Source organism: Duganella aquatilis (genome assembly GCF_009674565.1).
Taxonomy (GTDB): Bacteria; Pseudomonadota; Gammaproteobacteria; order Burkholderiales; family Burkholderiaceae_D; genus Rugamonas; species Rugamonas aquatilis.
In genome coordinates, this window is the sequence record NZ_WKJL01000018.1 from 53,521 (window position 1) to 71,173 (window position 17,653).

Annotated in this window: 19 protein-coding genes and 2 tRNA genes; 16 read left to right on the plus strand and 5 right to left on the minus strand. The window is 62.1% G+C overall.

Features of this window, described 5'->3' with window-relative positions:
- Nucleotides 1-62 precede the first annotated feature (62 nt).
- Complete coding sequence (greA, locus tag GJ698_RS21400) at nt 63-539, plus strand: transcription elongation factor GreA (protein ID WP_154359891.1); 477 nt, start codon at nt 63-65, stop codon at nt 537-539.
- Nucleotides 539-1,018, plus strand: a complete 480-nt coding sequence (locus GJ698_RS21405; RefSeq protein ID WP_154359892.1) for a DUF4149 domain-containing protein — start codon at nt 539-541, stop codon at nt 1,016-1,018. Before greA ends, GJ698_RS21405 begins: the two co-directional genes overlap by 1 nt.
- A 99-nt stretch (nt 1,019-1,117) precedes the next feature.
- Here the strand turns inward: GJ698_RS21405 and GJ698_RS21410 are convergent, their stop codons facing one another.
- On the minus strand, nt 1,118-1,588 hold the full coding sequence (locus tag GJ698_RS21410) for a YhbY family RNA-binding protein (protein ID WP_154359893.1): 471 nt from the start codon (nt 1,586-1,588) through the stop codon (nt 1,118-1,120).
- Between the two features lie 44 nt (nt 1,589-1,632).
- On the opposite strand from GJ698_RS21410, the gene GJ698_RS21415 reads away from it, so the two are divergent.
- The 10 genes from GJ698_RS21415 to GJ698_RS21460 all read left to right on the plus strand — a co-directional run bounded on the left by GJ698_RS21415 (nt 1,633) and on the right by GJ698_RS21460 (nt 10,158).
- A complete protein-coding gene (locus GJ698_RS21415; protein ID WP_154359894.1) occupies nt 1,633-2,325 on the plus strand; it encodes an RlmE family RNA methyltransferase in 693 nt (230 codons plus the stop codon).
- Nucleotides 2,326-2,521: 196 nt separating this feature from the next.
- On the plus strand, nt 2,522-4,405 hold the full coding sequence (gene ftsH / locus GJ698_RS21420; protein ID WP_371865405.1) for an ATP-dependent zinc metalloprotease FtsH: 1,884 nt from the start codon (nt 2,522-2,524) through the stop codon (nt 4,403-4,405).
- A gap of 75 nt (nt 4,406-4,480) precedes the next feature.
- Nucleotides 4,481-5,320 (plus strand): dihydropteroate synthase, encoded by an 840-nt coding sequence (gene folP, locus GJ698_RS21425; protein ID WP_154359896.1) that lies wholly within the window; start codon nt 4,481-4,483, stop codon nt 5,318-5,320.
- A gap of 26 nt (nt 5,321-5,346) precedes the next feature.
- On the plus strand, nt 5,347-6,696 hold the full coding sequence (gene glmM, locus GJ698_RS21430; protein ID WP_154359897.1) for a phosphoglucosamine mutase: 1,350 nt from the start codon (nt 5,347-5,349) through the stop codon (nt 6,694-6,696).
- A gap of 60 nt (nt 6,697-6,756) precedes the next feature.
- Nucleotides 6,757-6,833 (plus strand) — tRNA-Pro (locus GJ698_RS21435).
- 70 nt (nt 6,834-6,903) lie between these two features.
- A tRNA-Arg gene (locus tag GJ698_RS21440) sits at nt 6,904-6,980 on the plus strand.
- Nucleotides 6,981-7,131: 151 nt separating this feature from the next.
- On the plus strand, nt 7,132-7,341 hold the full coding sequence (locus GJ698_RS21445) for a hypothetical protein (RefSeq protein ID WP_154359898.1): 210 nt from the start codon (nt 7,132-7,134) through the stop codon (nt 7,339-7,341).
- A 217-nt stretch (nt 7,342-7,558) separates the two neighbouring features.
- On the plus strand, nt 7,559-9,196 hold the full coding sequence (locus GJ698_RS21450; RefSeq protein WP_154359899.1) for a methyl-accepting chemotaxis protein: 1,638 nt from the start codon (nt 7,559-7,561) through the stop codon (nt 9,194-9,196).
- A gap of 123 nt (nt 9,197-9,319) precedes the next feature.
- Nucleotides 9,320-9,745 (plus strand): YeeE/YedE family protein, encoded by a 426-nt coding sequence (locus tag GJ698_RS21455; protein ID WP_154359900.1) that lies wholly within the window; start codon nt 9,320-9,322, stop codon nt 9,743-9,745.
- Entirely contained in the window at nt 9,745-10,158 is a 414-nt protein-coding gene (locus tag GJ698_RS21460; protein ID WP_154359962.1) for a DUF6691 family protein, read from the plus strand. Before GJ698_RS21455 ends, GJ698_RS21460 begins: the two co-directional genes overlap by 1 nt.
- A gap of 102 nt (nt 10,159-10,260) precedes the next feature.
- Here GJ698_RS21460 and GJ698_RS21465 read toward each other — a convergent pair whose 3' ends face one another.
- Entirely contained in the window at nt 10,261-11,160 is a 900-nt protein-coding gene (locus GJ698_RS21465) for a LysR family transcriptional regulator (RefSeq protein ID WP_154359901.1), read from the minus strand.
- Between the two features lie 97 nt (nt 11,161-11,257).
- Between GJ698_RS21465 and GJ698_RS21470 the strand changes: the two genes are divergently transcribed.
- The gene (locus GJ698_RS21470) at nt 11,258-12,103 is read left to right on the plus strand and encodes a type 1 glutamine amidotransferase domain-containing protein (protein WP_154359902.1); all 846 of its coding nucleotides are present in this window, start codon (nt 11,258-11,260) and stop codon (nt 12,101-12,103) included.
- On the opposite strand, the gene GJ698_RS21475 is transcribed toward GJ698_RS21470, so the two are convergent.
- Complete coding sequence (locus tag GJ698_RS21475; RefSeq protein WP_154359903.1) at nt 12,104-12,553, minus strand: GNAT family N-acetyltransferase; 450 nt, start codon at nt 12,551-12,553, stop codon at nt 12,104-12,106. It abuts the gene before it with no gap.
- A 107-nt stretch (nt 12,554-12,660) separates the two neighbouring features.
- Between GJ698_RS21475 and GJ698_RS21480 the strand changes: the two genes are divergently transcribed.
- Nucleotides 12,661-13,284, plus strand: a complete 624-nt coding sequence (locus GJ698_RS21480; protein WP_154359904.1) for a flavin reductase family protein — start codon at nt 12,661-12,663, stop codon at nt 13,282-13,284.
- Nucleotides 13,285-13,290: 6 nt separating this feature from the next.
- Here GJ698_RS21480 and GJ698_RS21485 read toward each other — a convergent pair whose 3' ends face one another.
- Nucleotides 13,291-14,316: a type II asparaginase gene (locus tag GJ698_RS21485; RefSeq protein WP_371865407.1), complete on the minus strand. Its 1,026-nt coding sequence runs from the start codon at nt 14,314-14,316 to the stop codon at nt 13,291-13,293.
- A 168-nt stretch (nt 14,317-14,484) separates the two neighbouring features.
- On the opposite strand from GJ698_RS21485, the gene GJ698_RS21490 reads away from it, so the two are divergent.
- Both GJ698_RS21490 and GJ698_RS21495 read left to right on the plus strand, forming a co-directional pair.
- Nucleotides 14,485-14,814, plus strand: coding sequence for a hypothetical protein (locus GJ698_RS21490; protein ID WP_154359906.1), 330 nt, complete (start codon nt 14,485-14,487; stop codon nt 14,812-14,814).
- 83 nt (nt 14,815-14,897) lie between these two features.
- On the plus strand, nt 14,898-16,598 hold the full coding sequence (locus GJ698_RS21495; protein ID WP_154359907.1) for an FAD-dependent oxidoreductase: 1,701 nt from the start codon (nt 14,898-14,900) through the stop codon (nt 16,596-16,598).
- Here GJ698_RS21495 and GJ698_RS21500 read toward each other — a convergent pair.
- A complete protein-coding gene (locus GJ698_RS21500; protein WP_229260108.1) occupies nt 16,595-17,620 on the minus strand; it encodes a hypothetical protein in 1,026 nt (341 codons plus the stop codon). The two genes, GJ698_RS21495 and GJ698_RS21500, sit on opposite strands and share 4 nt — an antisense overlap.
- Nucleotides 17,621-17,653 lie beyond the last annotated feature (33 nt).

Here is a 17,653-nt window from a genome sequence, read left to right on the forward strand (position 1 = left end):
CGCGCTGCAGGTTGGCGTGGCCTCTGTGGTTTTCCATTGTAAAAACAGAGTAAATAAACAACATGACTTCAGTTCCACTTACCAAGTTCGGCGCAGAACTCCTGAAAGATGAGTTGCACCAGTTGAAGACCAAAGAACGCCGTATCGTGATCGACGCGATTGCCGAAGCACGCTCGCATGGCGACCTGTCGGAAAACGCCGAGTACGATGCCGCCAAGGAGCGCCAGGCGTTCGTGGAAGGCCGCATCGCGGAACTGGAAGGCAAGTTGAGCGCAGCGCAAATCATCGACCCGGCCACGCTGGACGCCGAAGGCCGCGTGGTGTTCGCTTCGACGGTGGACCTGGAAGACCTGGAATCGGGCGCCAAAGTGACCTACCAGATCGTCGGCATCGATGAAGCCGACCTGAAACTGAGCAAAGTGTCGGTGACCTCGCCGATCGCCCGCGCGCTGATCGGCAAGTCGGCCGGCGACGTGGTGGAAGTGCAGGCCCCATCGGGTCCGCGTGAATACGAGATTCTGGAAGTGCGCTACATCTGATGCTACTCGCCCGCACACGTTTGCTGGTCGCGACCCTGTGGGCCGGCAGTTTATGGGCGGTGGGCTATCTGGCCGCGCCGACCCTGTTCGCCACGCTGAGTGACCGCGTGCTTGCCGGCACCCTGGCCGGCCAATTGTTCACCAACCAGGCCTGGCTGTCGATCGCCTGCGCGCTGGTGATGCTGGTGCTGCTGTGGGCGACCCAGACCAGCACCGGCGGCATCTTTGCCGGACCGGCCGCCAATATGGCGGCCAAGTCGCGCCGGACCTTGCTGATTATCGTGCTGGTGATGTTGGCGTGCACGCTGGTGTCGCACTTCGGCCTGCAGCCGATGATGGCGACGCTGCGCGCGGCGGCAGGGCCGGGCGGCGTGATGGAAGGCGCCGCAAAGAACGAATTCGGCATCCTGCACGGCATTTCCAGCGTCATCTACCTGGTGCAAAGCCTGCTGGCCGCGTGGCTGGTGGTAAAACAGTAATACAAAACCGGGGTCAGTTCTGCCAATCGGACACGGGCTCAGCTATTTCATTGCTGAGCCCGTGTCCGATTGGCAGAACTGACCCCGGCTTTGAAGCGCTTACTTCGAGCCGAGTGCGCTTTTCTTGGCAGACTTCTGCAGTGGCTTGGCGCGCTTGATGTTGCCGCCTTGGGTCACGCGTTCATTCCCCTTGAGCAGGACCTTGGTCACCGACGGGCGCTTGGTGCCGCTGGCGCTGGCCTTGACGATGGTCACTTCGCGCAGGCCCTTGCCGGACGAGCTGCGGGCTTTTTCGGTTTCCACTTTCGGGCGGTACAGAACGAACAGCTTGCCGATGTGCTGCACCGGCGCCGCTTTCAGCTGCTCGGTGATGCTCTCGTACATGGCCACACGGGCTTCGCGGTCGTCACCGAACACGCGCACCTTGATCAGGCCATGGGAATCGAGTCCCAGCGAGATTTCCTTGAGGACGTTGGCGGTCAGGCCGTCAGCGCCGATCAGGACGATAGGTTTCAGGCCATGGGCCTCGGCGCGCAGCGCGCTGCGCTCAGCGGGTGTAAGTTTGATCATAAAATTTCTTTTTGTAGGTTCCTTAAAGGCAGTATTCTACGCGAATGGCTAAGAACAAAATAAACAAAAACTGGATTCACGATCATATTAACGATCCTTACGTGAAATTGGCCCAGAAAGAGGGCTATCGCGCCCGTGCGGCTTTCAAATTGAAAGAGATAGACGAAGAGGAGAAGCTGATCAAACCCGGCCAGGTCATTGTCGACCTGGGCTGCACGCCGGGCAGCTGGGGCCAGTACACCCGGCGCAAGCTGGCCGGCAAGGAGGGCGGCGGCATCAACGGCACCCTGATCGGCCTCGACATGCTGCCGATGGAGCCGATCGCCGATTTCCACTTCATCCAGGGCGATTTCCGCGAAGCCGACGTGCTGCAGCAGCTGGAAGCCGTGGTGCAGGGGCAGAAAGTTGACCTGGTGTTATCGGATATGGCGCCCAACCTGTCCGGCATCCACGATTCCGACGCCGCTCGCATGGAGCATCTGATCGATCTGGCGATCGAGTTTTCGCAGGCCCATTTGAAACCGGGCGGCGCCTTGCTGGTCAAATGTTTTAAAGACATGGGCTTCAACGATATCGTGCTCAAATTCCGTGCCGAATTTAAAACAGTGACGCAAAAGAAACCCAAAGCCAGCCGCGACAAATCGTCCGAGATATTCCTGCTGGGCCGCGGCCTGAAAAACCCCACCGATGGGATGGCCTCGGCACAACCGCTGGATTCCGAGGGCTGGCACCCTTGATATTTGACGAACAAGCCGCACATCGACCCTGGGAAAGCGGTTTTTGACTTGATAACAGCGTTAATGTGGTCAAATAATGTGATTTTCCGCCGGTTTTTGACCGGCGCACGGCAGGGTTCTGGCACCGCCTGCCTATTGCGAGTAAAATCGAATATCAGCCAGGTTTATCGATGCGTCTCGCATCCAAGGAGTTTTCGTGAATAACATGTTTTCCAAATCAGCCATCTGGGTAGTCGTGGTACTGCTCCTGCTTATGCTGTACAAGCAGTTTGATAGCCATGGCGTAACCGGTGGAGCCAAAACCATCGCTTATTCCGACTTGCTGGATGACGTGAAAGCCAAACGCATCAAGGACGTCGTGATCGAAGGCGGCAGCATCACCGCCACCCGCAGCGACGACACCAAGGTCCGCAGCACCGTCACCGTGCTCGATCGCGGCCTGATCGGCGACCTGCGCGACAACGGCGTCCACTTCGACGTCAAACCGCCGGAGGAGCCATCGTTCCTGCAGCAGGTGTTCGTCTCCTGGTTCCCGATGCTGCTGCTGATCGGCGTGTGGATCTTCTTCATGCGCCAGATGCAGGGCGGCGGCAAGGGCGGCGCGTTCTCCTTCGGCAAGTCGAAGGCGCGCATGATGGATGAAACCAACAACACCGTCACCCTGTCCGACGTGGCCGGCTGCGACGAAGCCAAGGAAGAAGTCGGCGAGATCGTCGACTTCCTGAAAGACCCGAGCAAATTCCAGAAACTCGGCGGCCGCATTCCACGCGGCGTGCTGATGGTCGGTCCGCCAGGCACGGGTAAAACCCTGCTGGCGCGCGCCATCGCCGGCGAAGCCAAGGTGCCGTTCTTCTCGATCTCCGGTTCGGACTTCGTTGAAATGTTCGTCGGCGTCGGCGCTTCCCGCGTACGCGACATGTTCGAGAACGCCAAGAAGCATTCGCCGTGCATCATCTTCATCGACGAGATCGACGCGGTCGGCCGTCACCGTGGCGCCGGCATGGGCGGCGGCAACGACGAACGCGAACAGACGCTGAATCAGCTGCTGGTGGAAATGGACGGCTTCGAAGCGCAGTCCGGCGTGATCGTCATCGCCGCCACCAACCGCGCCGACGTGCTGGACAAGGCGCTGCTGCGTCCGGGCCGTTTCGACCGCCAGGTCAACGTCGGCCTGCCGGACATCCGCGGCCGCGAACAGATCCTGAACGTGCACATGCGCAAAGTGCCGATCGGCACCGACGTCAAGGCCGACATCCTGGCCCGCGGCACCCCTGGTTTCTCGGGCGCCGATCTGGCCAACCTGGTCAACGAGGCCGCGCTGTTTGCCGCCCGTCGTTCCAAGCGCCTGGTCGACATGGCCGACTTCGAAGATGCCAAGGACAAGATCTACATGGGTCCCGAGCGTAAATCGATGGTCATCCGCGAAGATGAACGCCGCAACACCGCCTACCACGAGTCGGGCCACGCGGTGGTCGCCAAGCTGCTGCCGAAGGCTGATCCGGTGCACAAAGTGACCATCATGCCGCGCGGCTGGGCACTGGGCCTGACCTGGCAGCTGCCGGAGCACGACAATATCTCGGGCTACAAGGACAAGATGCTGGAAGAGATTTCCATCCTGTTCGGCGGCCGTATCGCCGAAGAGATCTTCGTCGGCCAGATGTCGACCGGCGCCTCGAACGACTTCTCGCGCGCCACCAAGCTGGCCCGCTCGATGGTCACCAAGTTCGGCATGTCGGATGCGCTGGGCGTGATGGTGTACGAGGATACGCAGAACGACGGCTTCATGGGCGGTTCGAATAAAACCATCTCGGAAGCCACGCAGCAGAAGGTGGATGCGGAAATCCGCAACATCCTGGACACGCAATACGCGCTGGCCCGCAAGCTGCTGTCGGAGAACCGTGACAAGGTCGAAGTCATGACCAAGGCGCTGCTGGAATGGGAAACCATCGATGCGGACCAGATCAACGACATCATGGCCGGCCTGGAGCCGCGTCCGCCGAAAGCCGGCGTGACAATCCGCAAACAGCCTCCTGGCGATGGCGGCAGCGGCGTATCGCCTAGCGTGACCGCACCGGCCTAAGCGGCACGCGCGTATCAATCAGCGTATCAATCAAGGGTGAGGAGCAATCCTCGCCCTTTTTCATTTCAGTTTCACATGCAATCTACCTTACAGTTCGGCCGTTTTAACTACCCGTGGCGGGGGCAGGGCGTGCGCGCCCGCGTGATGGGCATCCTCAACGTGACGCCCGATTCGTTTTCCGACGGCGGCAACTACCAGTCGCTGGAGTTCGCGCTGTCGCACGCCGAGCAGATGATCCAGGATGGCGTCGACATCATCGACGTCGGCGGCGAATCGACCCGTCCCGGCTCGCCGGCGGTATCGCTGGAAGACGAGCTGCAGCGCGTGATGCCGGTGCTGTACGCCGTGCGCGACATGGGCCCGGCAATCTCGGTCGACACCTACAAACCGCAGGTGATGCGCGAAGCCATCATCGCCGGCGTCGACATGATCAACGACATCAACGGTTTTCGCGCGCCCGGCGCGATCGACGCGGTGCGCGATAGCGACTGCGCGCTGTGCATCATGCACATGCAGAGCGACCCGCAGCACATGCAGCTGGCGCCGGCCTACACCGACGTGGTCGGCGAGGTGATCGCCTTCCTGCGCGAGCGCGCCGAGGCGCTGCTGGCGGCCGGGATTGATCCACGTCGACTTTGCATCGATCCCGGCTTTGGCTTTGGCAAGACTGTGGAGCATAATTACGCCTTGCTGAAAGCGACCGCGCGCCTGATCGACGAGCTGAACCTGCCGCTGCTGGCGGGACTGTCGCGCAAATCGATGGTGGGCGCGGTGACCGGCAAGCCGGTCGAGCAGCGCATGGCCGGCAGCGTCGGCGGCGCCCTGGCGGCAGTGGCGCAAGGCGCGCTGATCGTGCGCGTGCACGACGTGGCGGAAACGGTCGACGCACTCAAGGTTTGGCAAGCGGCACAATAAAATAACGACTTAAAAGAGCACACACAATGGCACGTAAATATTTTGGCACCGACGGCATCCGCGGTCTGGTCGGCGAAGCACCCATCACGCCTGACTTCGTCATGCGCCTCGGCTATGCGGCCGGCAAAGTCCTGGCCAGCAAACGCTCCGGCGCCGGCCGCCCGACGGTCCTGATCGGCAAGGACACCCGCATTTCCGGCTACATGCTGGAAGCCGCGCTGGAAGCCGGCTTCTCGGCCGCCGGCGTCGACGTCATGCTGGCCGGCCCGATGCCGACGCCGGCCATCGCCTACCTGACGCGCGCGCTGCGCCTGTCGGCTGGCGTGGTGATCTCGGCCTCGCACAACCCGTTCCAGGACAACGGCATCAAGTTCTTTTCGGCGCAGGGCGCCAAGCTGCCGGACGCGGTCGAGCTCGACATCGAAGCCGAGCTGGACCAGCCCATGAACTGCGTGCCGTCGGAAAAACTGGGCCGCGCCAAGCGCCTGGACGACGCCCAGGGCCGCTACATCGAATTCTGCAAGAGCACCTTCCCGAACGAGCTGGACCTGCGCGGCCTGAAAGTGGTGGTCGACTGCGCCCACGGCGCCGCCTACAACATCGCGCCGCACGTGTTCCATGAATTGGGCGCGGAAGTGATCGCCATCGGCAACAAGCCGGACGGCTTCAACATCAACCTGGAACACGGCGCCACCGCGCCGGCCGCCATGGCCGCCGCCGTGCGCGCCCACGGCGCCGACCTCGGCATCGCGCTGGACGGCGACGCCGACCGCCTCATCATGTGCGACGCCAACGGCCGCCTGTACAACGGCGACGAGCTGCTGTACCTGATGGTGATGGACCGCCTGGCCACCGGCCCGGTGGCCGGCGCCGTCGGCACGCTGATGACCAATATGGCGGTCGAAGTGGCGCTGAAAGAGAAAGGCATCGGCTTCGCCCGCGCCAAGGTGGGCGACCGCTACGTGCTGGAAGTGATGCAGGAGAAGGGCTGGAACCTGGGCGGCGAAGGCTCGGGTCACCTGCTGGCGCTGGACAAGCACACCACCGGCGACGGCATCATCTCCGCGCTGCAAGTGCTGTCGGCGCTGAAGCGCGCCGGCAAGTCGCTGGAAGAGTGCTGCGCCGACCTGACCATCTTCCCGCAGACGCTGATCAACGTGCGCGTGGCGCCGGGCTTCGACTGGACCAAAAACGCCGCCATGGTGGCTGAAAAGGAAAAGGTCGAGGCCGAGCTGGGTGACAGCGGCCGCGTGCTGATCCGCGCCTCGGGCACCGAACCGTTGATCCGCGTCATGGTCGAAGCGCGCGACGCCAATGCCGCCCAGTCGATGGCGCGCCGCATCGCCGACAAGGTGGAAAGCCAGCTGGCGGCATAAAAATTTAAATCGCCTGCTTTGATTGACGGAATGGGCGACAACGACTAGAATACTGGTCTTCGGAGTGTAGCGCAGCCCGGTAGCGCACCTGGTTTGGGACCAGGGGGTCCAAGGTTCGAATCCTTGTACTCCGACCAAGAACTTTTAAACGGGTTGTCGAAAGACAGCCCGTTTTTCATTTCCGCCGCAGATTCCTGCGGCCATCCTCTGCCCATAGCTCAGTTGGATAGAGCACAAGCCTTCTAAGCTTGGGGTCGCTGGTTCGAACCCAGCTGGGCAGGCCATCCGTTGCACGATACATTAAATCAATCACCGTCCGCCCGTAAAGTTGTTATAGTAATGATAGCTGCAGGCGCCCAGACAGCGCGCCAACGCGGCTGGCGTTCTCACCTAATCCCGTGAGTATTTAATTTTTAAATACCGAGAGGTGAGGACATGCAACCGAGAACCAACCACCAATTTGCCGATGCGCTCGAACAGGGCGTTGTGATTGACGCGCTCTGTGGCGCGGCAACCGCATGGGCTTTCCTCGAAGCGCACGACGTGCCCAAGGAAATGATCTTCCGCGTGCTGTCGTCGGCCAGCGTGCGACGACGAAGCGATACGCCATCCCCCGACACCATTGAAAAGTGTCGCGCGCGGTGATCGCCATGGTGGTATTAGTTTAATTTATGTTGATATACGGCATTTTTTAAGGCATAGTAAGGCTCATGCATTCTGGTGCATCGAACCGCCGTCCATGCCTTAGACGGCCAGTTCATCACCTGGTTTTCCGTCCCCGCCCCGACTTCCGTGTATTTCATCGCTCCTAGCCCGCGAGCCTGGTTGTTAATCCAACTTTGCCCACACACAGGAGCGTCCCATGGATTCGTTCAAGAAATTAAAAATTGGTACCCAGCTGACGTTGGGGTTTGGCATGCTGACGGCGCTGATGCTGGTACTGGCGGTGTTTTCCGTGGTGCGCGTATCGTCGCTGTCGAAGGCTTTTAACGACGACAACCGCATCGCCTCGGAGAAGCTGGAGCCGCTGTACATGGCGCGCGAGGCGCTTGCCCAGACCGGCCTGGCGGCGCGTAACGCTTATATCTTCACCGACGCTGCCGAAGCCAACAGGGAACTGGACATCGTCGACGCACAAAAGGCGATTTACCTGAAAGCCGTGGAGCGCATGGCGCCGGCTTACGCCAACGATCCCCAGTTTGCCAAGGTCAAGGAGGGCTTGCTGGCGATGGCGAACGAGCTCAAGCGGCCGCGCCAGTATCGCGACGCCGGCAAGATGGAGGAGTATGGCCGTTTCCTGGTGAATGAATGCAGCCCCTTGCGCCGCCGCATCGTGCAGGACATGGCGGTGCTGGTCACCTCGGCCCAGAAGGAATCGGAAACCGCCACCGAGACGGTGGAAGCCTACGCCAGCGGCGCCCAGCGCATGGTGACGGTGCTGGCGGTGGTGGCCTTCATCCTGAGCGTGGTGATTGCCGGCCTGATCAAGCGCGTGCTGCTGAAACAACTGGGCGGCGAGCCGCTGTATGCGGCCGAGATCGCCAGCCGCATCGCCAAGGGCGACCTGTCCGTCAACGTGCGGGTGGCGGCATCCGACAAGGACAGCCTGCTGTTTGCCATCAAGAGCATGCGCGACAGCCTGGCCGGCATCGTCAGCGAGGTGCGCCATGGCACCGAATCCATTACCCACGCATCAAACGAGATCGCGGTCGGCAATCTGGACTTGTCGCAGCGGACCGAACAGCAGGCGCAGTCGCTGGAGCGCGTGGCGACCGCCATGGAAGAGCTGACCTCGACCGTCAAGCAAAACGCCAGCAATGCGCAGCAGGCGAATCAATTGTCGCAATCGGCGTCCGAGGTCTCGGAGCAGGGCGGTGAAGTGATGCGCCAGGTAACCACGACGATGGAATCGATTAATGATTCGTCGAAAAAAATCGTCGATATTATTTCTGTTATCGATGGCATCGCATTCCAGACGAATATTCTGGCCTTGAATGCCGCAGTGGAAGCGGCACGCGCCGGCGAACAAGGCCGTGGTTTTGCCGTGGTGGCCAGCGAGGTGCGCGTTTTAGCCCAGCGCGCTGCGCAGGCGGCCAAGGAAATTAAAGTCCTGATTGATGATTCGGTAGTAAAAGTCGGCAGCGGTTCGGATCTGGTGGAAAAAGCCGGTGTCACCATGCATGAGGTGGTTGCCAGCGTGCGCCGCGTGACGGAGATTATGGCCGAGATTAGTAATGCCAGCCAGGAGCAGAGTATTGGTATTCAAGATGTCAGCCAGGCACTCGGCCAAATGGATGGCATGACTCAACAGAATACTGCATTGGTGGAAGAGGCAAGTGCGGCGGCGGAAGAGTTAAAAGAACAGGCTGTGCATTTAAGTGAAGTGGTCGGCCAGTTTAAATTGGACGCATCGACTGCAACAATTGCCGATTTACCGAAGAAGCCTGGGGCACATAATATGCCGCGCATTCGTCCTAACCTGCGGGTGGCAAACGGCTGATTAAAACAGGGCGCAAGGGCAGCCTGTCCGTGTTCCTTTTTGCCGAGCCGCCATGCCAAAAATTAGCGCGATGACACTGATATCTGGCATACTCTGAGAGACTTTTCCCAGAGGAGCGCCGCAATGACCATCGATAGCATCGCCTTCACGCCCGTCACCGCCCTGGTCGGCGGGGTGCTGATCGGTTTGGCTGCCGCCTTATTCGTCGTATTCAATGGCCGTATTGCCGGCATCAGCGGCATACTCGGCGGCCTGATTAAACCGCGTCGTGGCGATATAGGCTGGCGTGTCGCATTTATTGCCGGCCTGGTTGTGGCGCCTGGTGTATATGCCTTGGCCTGGATGCGTCCGGATATTCAAGTTGATGCGGATCCGTTTATTTTAATTATTGCCGGATTAATCGTTGGATTTGGTACCAGAATGGGTTCCGGCTGCACCAGCGGACATGGTGTCTGTGGAATAGCGCGGCTTTCGCCTCGCTCGCTGATTGCCACGCTGACTTTCATGGCGCTGGTATTTCTAACCGTATTCCTGGTACGCCATTTATGATGATTATTTCATTTCTGGCTGGCCTGATATTCGGTATCGGCCTTATTATTTCCGGCATGGCGAATCCGGCCAAGGTATTGGCGTTTCTGGATTTGGCGGGCAATTGGAACCCGTCGCTGATATTCGTTATGGCAGGCGCGGTTGGCGTTGGTTTCTTTGCTTTTCTTTGGGCCAGGTCCCGTAAAACCACGCTGTTGGGCGGTGCAATGAAATTACCCGTCGCCGCACGCATTGATCGCCGCCTTATAATCGGCGCCGTCATGTTCGGCATAGGCTGGGGACTGGCGGGATTCTGTCCCGGACCGGCCTTGGTCGGCCTGGGAATGGGTGTGCCGAAAGCCATCCTGTTCGTTCTGGCCATGGTGGCCGGCATGGGGCTGTACGAATTGTTCGAGCGCCGTCGCGGTGGATAACTTTTCACTGCGCGAAAATTACGCAGCAAACTTTTGTCCTTTGAAAACAAGCACTTGTTTGCCGGTGCGCCAGCTTGTTAACAGCCTTATCCACAGAATTTGTTAACAACCGCCTGGCAGGGCGTCGATCAGCGCCCGCACGGCCGCCGAGATGCGCCGGTGCGGTGGATAAATCAGCGAAAACGGCTTGCTGCGTCCCCGCAGCGCCGGTAGCACTTCCACCAGTTGGCCATTGCGCAACCGCTCCTCCGCCACGAAGTGGTAGGTCTGGCAGATGCCCAGCCCTTGCTGCGCCAGCGACACCACGCCCAGCACGTCGTCCGCGACCTGCATGCGCGGGATGGGCAGCCAATTGACGTCTTCGCCATTCACCCGGAACAGCCACGGCGCCAGACGGCCGGTGCTCGGCATGATGAAGGGTAGGCAGGTGTGGCCCGCCAGCTCGTGCAGCGTTTGCGGAATGCCGGCGCGGTGCAGGTAGTCGGGTGAGGCCACCAGGCAGACCGCCTCGTCGCCGAGCCGCTTGGCGGCAAGGCCGCTGTCGGCCAGCTCCCCCAGCCGGATTGCCATGTCGTAGCCCTCGGCGACCAGATCGACATTCCGGTTATTGATGCTCAGCTCGATGTCAACCTGCGGGTGCCGCTCCATGAACCCCCGCAGCATGGCCGGCAGGCGGTAGTGGCCATAGGTAGTCGGTACACTGATGCGCACCTTGCCGGACAGCGCGCCGCCCTGGCCCTGGATGGCGCGCTCGGCGTCGGCGATCAGACCGAAAGCGCTGCGCGCCTGCTCCAGATACAGATTGCCCGCTTCCGTCACGCTGAGCCGGCGCGTGGTGCGCCGCATCAGCTGCACGCCCAGCCGCGCCTCCAGCCGGGCCACGGCGCGGCTCAACACCGACGGCGTGGTGCCGAGCGCCACCGCCGCTGCGCTGATCGTGCCTTTGTCGACGATGGTGACAAACGCTTCCAGGTCCGCCATATGATCGAATTGCCGTGCCATTCACACCTTTCAAGAACAAATGATTTGATTTTCAGCATATTTAAACATGGCTAAGGCATGAATACACTGGCGGGACTGAAAAACAAAGGAACTTATCATGGAAAACATTCTTCGCAACGCCATTGCCACCGCCGTGCTGGGCCTAGGTGCGGTTGCCGCCCACAGCGCCAACGTGCTGGTCGTGCTGTCCGATGAGTCGCAGTTGGCCCTGCGAGACAACCGCTCATTCGACACCGGCTTTTACGCAAACGAGCTGATGCAGCCGGTCAAAAAGTTGCTGGACGCCGGCCATACCGTCACCTTCGCCACGCCGCTGGGCAAGGCGCCTACCGTCGACCGCGGTTCGATCGACAAAATGTACTTCGGCAATGACGAAGCCGCCATGCAGCAGCATCTGGCGCTGCTCGACAAGCTGCAACTGACGTCGGCCACCCATTCGCCGGTGATCAGCCTGGCGCGCGTGGAGCAGGGCGGCTACGACCGCTACGGCGCCATCTACGTCCCCGGCGGCCACGCACCGATGCAGGATTTGCTCTACAGCGCGCCGCTGGGGCGTCTGCTGGCGGCCTTTCACCAGAAAGGCAAGCCAACCGCGTTGGTCTGCCACGGTCCTATCGCGCTGCTGTCCACGCTGGATGCACCACGGCAGCTGACCCTGCCGCTGGAAAGCGGTGGCCAGGCCGGCAGGGCGCCCGCCTGGATCTACGCCGGCTACAAGATGACTGTGATCAGCAATAACGAAGAAGAGGCGGCAAAGGGGATGTTGAAGGGCGGCGCCATGAAGTTCACGCCGCAAACCGCGCTGGAAAGTGCCGGCGGCATCTACAGCAGTGGCGCCAACTGGCAATCCTATGTGGTGAAGGACCGCGAACTGATCACGGGCCAGAATCCGGCGTCGGCCAATGCGGTGGCCGACGAGCTGCTGGCGCGCCTGAAGCGCTGATCAGCCGAATGCCGGTGTGAATATCTTCCGTTGCAGTGGGCTGATTTCCTTGCGCCACAGCCGTGGCGCCAGCGGATCGGGCACGAAAGCCTGCGATTGGTAGAACTTGTCGGTGCCTTCGGCCGCTTCCAGCATCAGGCGCTGGGTGCCACGGCCGAGACAGTATTGTTCAATGCGCTGAATCAGCCAGTGGCCGATGCCGCGGCCCCGGTACTGGCTCAACACCATCAGATCCGACACAAAACAGAACATCGGCGGCGCAATCTCCAGCCGGGCGATGCCGACCTGCTTGTTTTTCAGCTCCACCGACACCCACTGCACCACGCCGCGCGCGTCGTGCGCAGCCTTCTGTGGCACCGCACCCTTCAGGCCAGCATCTTTCCGGAAAGTCAACAGGGCCTTCGGAGTTGGCGGCGCTTTCATCGGGCGGAATTGCAGGTCGAGATTCATATACGTGTTTCAATTAGGTGATGCTCTTAGATTAATGCCTGCACGCTTGCCGCGCAATACCCGATTTGTATAAATTGTTTCGCTGGAGACATGTGCGACAATGTGGCATGAGCGACCGATACTTTTATGAACCGGCACAAGGCCACGGCCTGCCGCATGATCCCTTCAACGCCATCGTCGGCCCGCGCCCGATCGGCTGGATCTCGACCCGCGCCGCCAGCGGCAATCTGAACCTGGCGCCGTACAGCTTCTTCAACGCCTTCAACTACACGCCGCCGCTGATCGGCTTTGCCAGCATTGGCCGCAAGGACACGCTGCGCAACATCGAGGAAACCGGGGAATTCGTCTGGAACCTGGCGACGCGGCCGCTGGCCGACGCGATGAACGCCAGCTGCGCCGCCGCGCCGCCGGACATCGACGAGTTTCAGCTGGCCGGCCTGACGCCGGCCGCGTCCACCATCGTGGCGGTGCCGCGCGTGGCGGAAAGTCCGGTGTCGTTTGAATGCAAGGTGAGCCAGATCATTCGCCTGCAGGGTGCATCCGGTGCGGAAACCAACACCTGGCTGACCATCGGGGAAGTGGTGGGAGTGCACATCGCGCGCGAATTGCTGCGCGACGGCATCTATGACACGGCCGGTTCGCGCGCCATCCTGCGTGGCGGCGGCCCGGCCGACTACTTTGAAATCACGCCGGACAGCCTGTTCCACATGAAGCGGCCCAGCTATCCGTAAGCGCGATCAGTAGGTGTAGAACATGCGCTGAATCTGCTTGCTGTCGCTGGTCCTGGTCAGCGCCAGCATCAGCAGGATGCGCGCTTTCTGCGGATTCAGCGTGTCGGAAGCAACGAAGTCCAGTTCATCGTCGTTGGCTTCGCCGTTGCGCGCCACGATGCCCTGGCCGACGCGGCTGGAACGCACGATCAGCACGCCTTGCTTGCGCGCCGCCACCAGGCCGGTCTTGACCGAGGCCGCCAGGCTGCCGTCGCCGACGCCGGCGTGGATGATGCCCTTGGCGCCAGCGGCCACCAGCGCGTTCAGTGCAACTGGGTTAACATTGGCGTAGCCGTACACGATGTCGACCTGCGGCAGGGTGTCGAGCTGGCTGATGTCGAACTCGGTGTCGGCCGTGTTTTTGCGGGACGACACGTGGTAGAAGTACGGCTTGTTGCCCTGGATGTAGCCCAGCATGCCCAGTTCCGGCGTCTTGAAGCTGTCCGGCGTCGAGGTATTGGTCTTGGTGACGTCGCGCGCGGCGTGGATCTGGTCGTTCATGGCGACCAGCACGCCCTTGCCGACGGCTTCCTGGCTGGCGGCCAGCAGCACGGCGTTGTACAGGTTGATCGGACCGTCGGCTGACAGCGCGGTGCCCGGACGCATGGCGCCCACCAGCACCACCGGTTTTTTGCTCTTGACGGTCAGGTCCAGGAAGTAGGCGGTTTCTTCCAGCGTGTCGGTGCCGTGGGTGATGACGATGCCATCCACGTCCGGCTGCGCCAGCAGGGTGTTGACGCGCTTGGCCAGTTTCAGCCAGTGCTCGTTGCTCATGTTTTCGCTGGCGATCTGGAATACCTGCTCGCCCTTGACCTCGGCGACCTTGGCCAGTTCCGGCACGGCAGCGATCAGGCTGTTCACGCCGACGGTGGCGGCGGTGTAGCCGACGGTGGTGGTGCTGGAAGCGCCGCTGCCGGCAATGGTGCCGCCGGTGGCCAGAATGGTCACATGGGCCAGCTTTTCAGCTGCCTCGGCATATGAAGTGAGCAACATTGCACAGGCCAGCACGGCGTTTAGCCAGCGGGCGGAAGGTTGGTAGGACATGAAGACTCCTGATCTCGCAGTAAAGCTTGGGATAGTAACAAAACCCCTGCATGTCAACAACGTGGGGTGTTGCTGCGTTAAGGCAGGATGGCAGGAACAATATAAAAGAGAAAATATATGAGATTGGCTATCACGATGGCATTGATGCTGGTGCTGGCGGCTTGTGGCAAGACGGCGGCGCAAAAGCAGCAGGAAGAAGCGGCAACGCTGACCACGCTGGGTGAAAAGTATGTGAAGGAAAAAATCCTGGAGCCGAACCAGGCCCAGTTCCGCAACCAGTTCATCGGCAAGGGCGGCGCGCCGTGCGGCGAAGTCAACGCCAAGGACGCGTTTGGCGGCTATATCGGCTATCAGCGCTACATTTCGGTGGCGCGCGACCTGACCTTGCTGGCGCAGGATGTGTCGCCCGCCGAGTTCGAGGCGCAGTGGCAGCAGCTATGCAAATAAGGCATGGCGGCCTTGCTGAAGGGGAGGCAACCAGCCCGCCCAATTAGCGCTATCATTGCCGTACTTTATCGCGAGGATACGGCATGGAACAGCAATCCGGGGCGGGCTACGACACCGCCCCCCACTTGGCGTCGTCCGACATCGGCAACCGCCGCCACCAGATTTTTCCGACCCTGAGCGAAGACCAGTTCGACGTGCTGCTGCGCTACGGCGAACGCCAGCGCTTCGCCGCCGGCGACGTGCTGTTCCGCCAGGGCGACCGTCATATCCCGATGTACGTCATCATCTCCGGCTCGATCGAGATCGAGCGCGGCTCGGCGCTTGGTTCGACCATCATCGGCACCCACGGCCCCGGCATGTTCACCGGCGAGATGGGCGCCCTGGCCGGCCGCGCCGCCGTCGCCACCGCGCGCGTGGTGGCCGACAGTGAGCTGATCGTCATCGACGAAGAGGCGTTGCGCACGCTGGTGATTTCGGAAGCGGCGCTGAGCGAAACCATCATGCGCGCCTTCATCCTGCGGCGCGTGGCCTATATGCAGGACCAGACCGGCGGCGTGGTGGTGTTCGGCGCGCGCGATTCACAGCAGACGCTGGTGATGCGCCACTTCCTCAACCGCAATGGCCAGCCGGCCGCCTATTTCGACACCAACATCGCGGCCGACGACGAGGCGCACAAGCTGATGGCGCGCTTCGGCGTCACGGCCGACGATATTCCGGCGGTGGTCATGCTCAACGGCGAAGTGCTGCGCCGGCCGACGCTGCGCCAGCTGGCCGACGGCATCGGCATCAGCCCGGACCGCATCGACGGCCGCCTGTTCGACGTGGTGGTGGTCGGCGCCGGTCCGGCCGGCCTGGCTGCCGCGGTGTATGCGGCGTCGGAAGGCCTGAGCGTGGCGGTGCTGGATGCGAAGGCGCCGGGCGGCCAGGCCGGTTCCAGCTCCAAGATCGAAAACTATTTTGGTTTCCCGACCGGGATCACCGGCCAGGCGCTGGCGGGGCGCGGCCTGTCGCAGGCGCGCAAGTTCGGCGCCGAGGTGGCGGTGCCGGTCGCGGTCAGCGCGGTCAAGTGCGACAGCGCGGACTACGACATCGAGATCGACAGCGGCGAAAAGCTGCGCGCCCGGTCGATTGTCATCGCCAGCGGCGCGCGCTACCGCAAGCCCAACCTGCCGGAGCTGGAGCGCTTTGAGGGACGCGGCGTCTACTACAGCGCCTCGTTCATGGAAGCGAACTTCTGCGCCGATGAAGAAGTGGTGGTGGTCGGCGGCGGCAATTCGGCGGGGCAGGCGGCGGTGTTCCTGTCGGCGCACGCCAAGCATGTGCACATCGTGGTGCGCTCGGGCGGCCTGGCGGCCAGCATGTCGCGCTATCTGATCCAGCGCATCGAAGCGTCGTCGAAGATCACGCTGCACACGCACAAGCAGATCGTCGAATTGCGTGGCACGGACAGGCTGGAAAGCATCTGCTGGCAAAGCGCCGGCGGCGAGCCGCGCGAGGCGCCGGCGCGCCATCTGTTCCTGTTCCTCGGCGCGGAACCCAGCACCGCGTGGCTGAACGACTGCGTGCTGTTGGACGACAAGAACTTCGTGCTCACCGGCCCTGACGTGCCGGCCGAACGCTGGCCGCTGGAACGCCAGCGCCACTTTCTGGAGACCAGCCGTCCGCGCATCTTCGCGGTAGGCGATGTGCGCAGCGGCTCGGTCAAGCGGGTGGCGGCGGCGGTGGGCGAAGGCTCGGCGGCGGTGGCGTCGCTGCACCAGGCCTTGGCGTCGGACCTGCTTTAAGGCTCGATGCTGCTCAGCGGCTTGCTGTGGCGGTTGGCGCGCCGCACCGCCGGCTGCTGGCGTAGCGGCCGTGCCAGCGCTTCCCTGGCGCGGTCGTAGCCGTACTGCCACTGGTCGTTCATGTGCTGCATGAAGATGTCGTGACTTGGCGGCATCTGCAGTTCGATGCGGTTGCGCAGCCAGTCCAGCTTTTGCTGCATCTGCTGCTTTTCCAACACCACCGACACGTCCGACGAGTCGATGCGCATGTCGGCCAGGTGGGTATTGGCGTAGCGCAGGCGCGCGTTGCCGTCCACGCCCAGCACCGAGCGCCAGGCGGGAATCGAAAACACCTGGTCGAACGCTTCCTTGAATTCCATGATCACTTCCTGGCCCAGCGCGCGGGCGATTTCGACCGGGAACAGGTCGACCACGCCGCCGATGTATTCCTCGCCGCGATACTGCGCGCAGCGGAAGTAGATCATGTCGGCGATGGAGATGCGGGCGGCGTCGGTGACCGGCACGCTGGCATCGACCAGCAGTTCGCGGGCGACGGCGTGCTCGCCCCAGCGCGGATCGCTGAGCGGCGAGTCCATGTCTTTCAGCGCCGCTGCGGCGCGTTCGTTGCAGAACACCGTTTCCGCAAACAGCTTGCGCTGGCCGCGCGGCTGGCCGACATCAGCAGGCGTGAACAGCAGCTTGCCGCCGAGGATGGCAACATCCACGTCCGGCGCGCCGCTGGCGGGCGGGAAGGGCAGTTGCGACGGAATCTCGAACAGGTAGTCGTTGAACAGGTCCGGTATCACCGGTGCGCTGGCGCTGGACAGCTTGCGCCTGGCGGCGCGCGCCAAAGTGCCGAGCAGCGCGGCGTGTTCGGTGGCGCGCAGGCTGCACCAGAAGCGGTACATCTCCTCGGACGCCAGCCAGGCGCGCTGCGCGGCGGGATCGGGCAGGTTATGAATGATGGCTGCGGCAATGGCGCCGCCGCAGCTGGCCAGCAGCATGTCCGGCCCCTTGCCGGCCTGCCGCAGGGCGGCATACATGCCGATGTAGATCCCGAAACGGAAACCCCCACC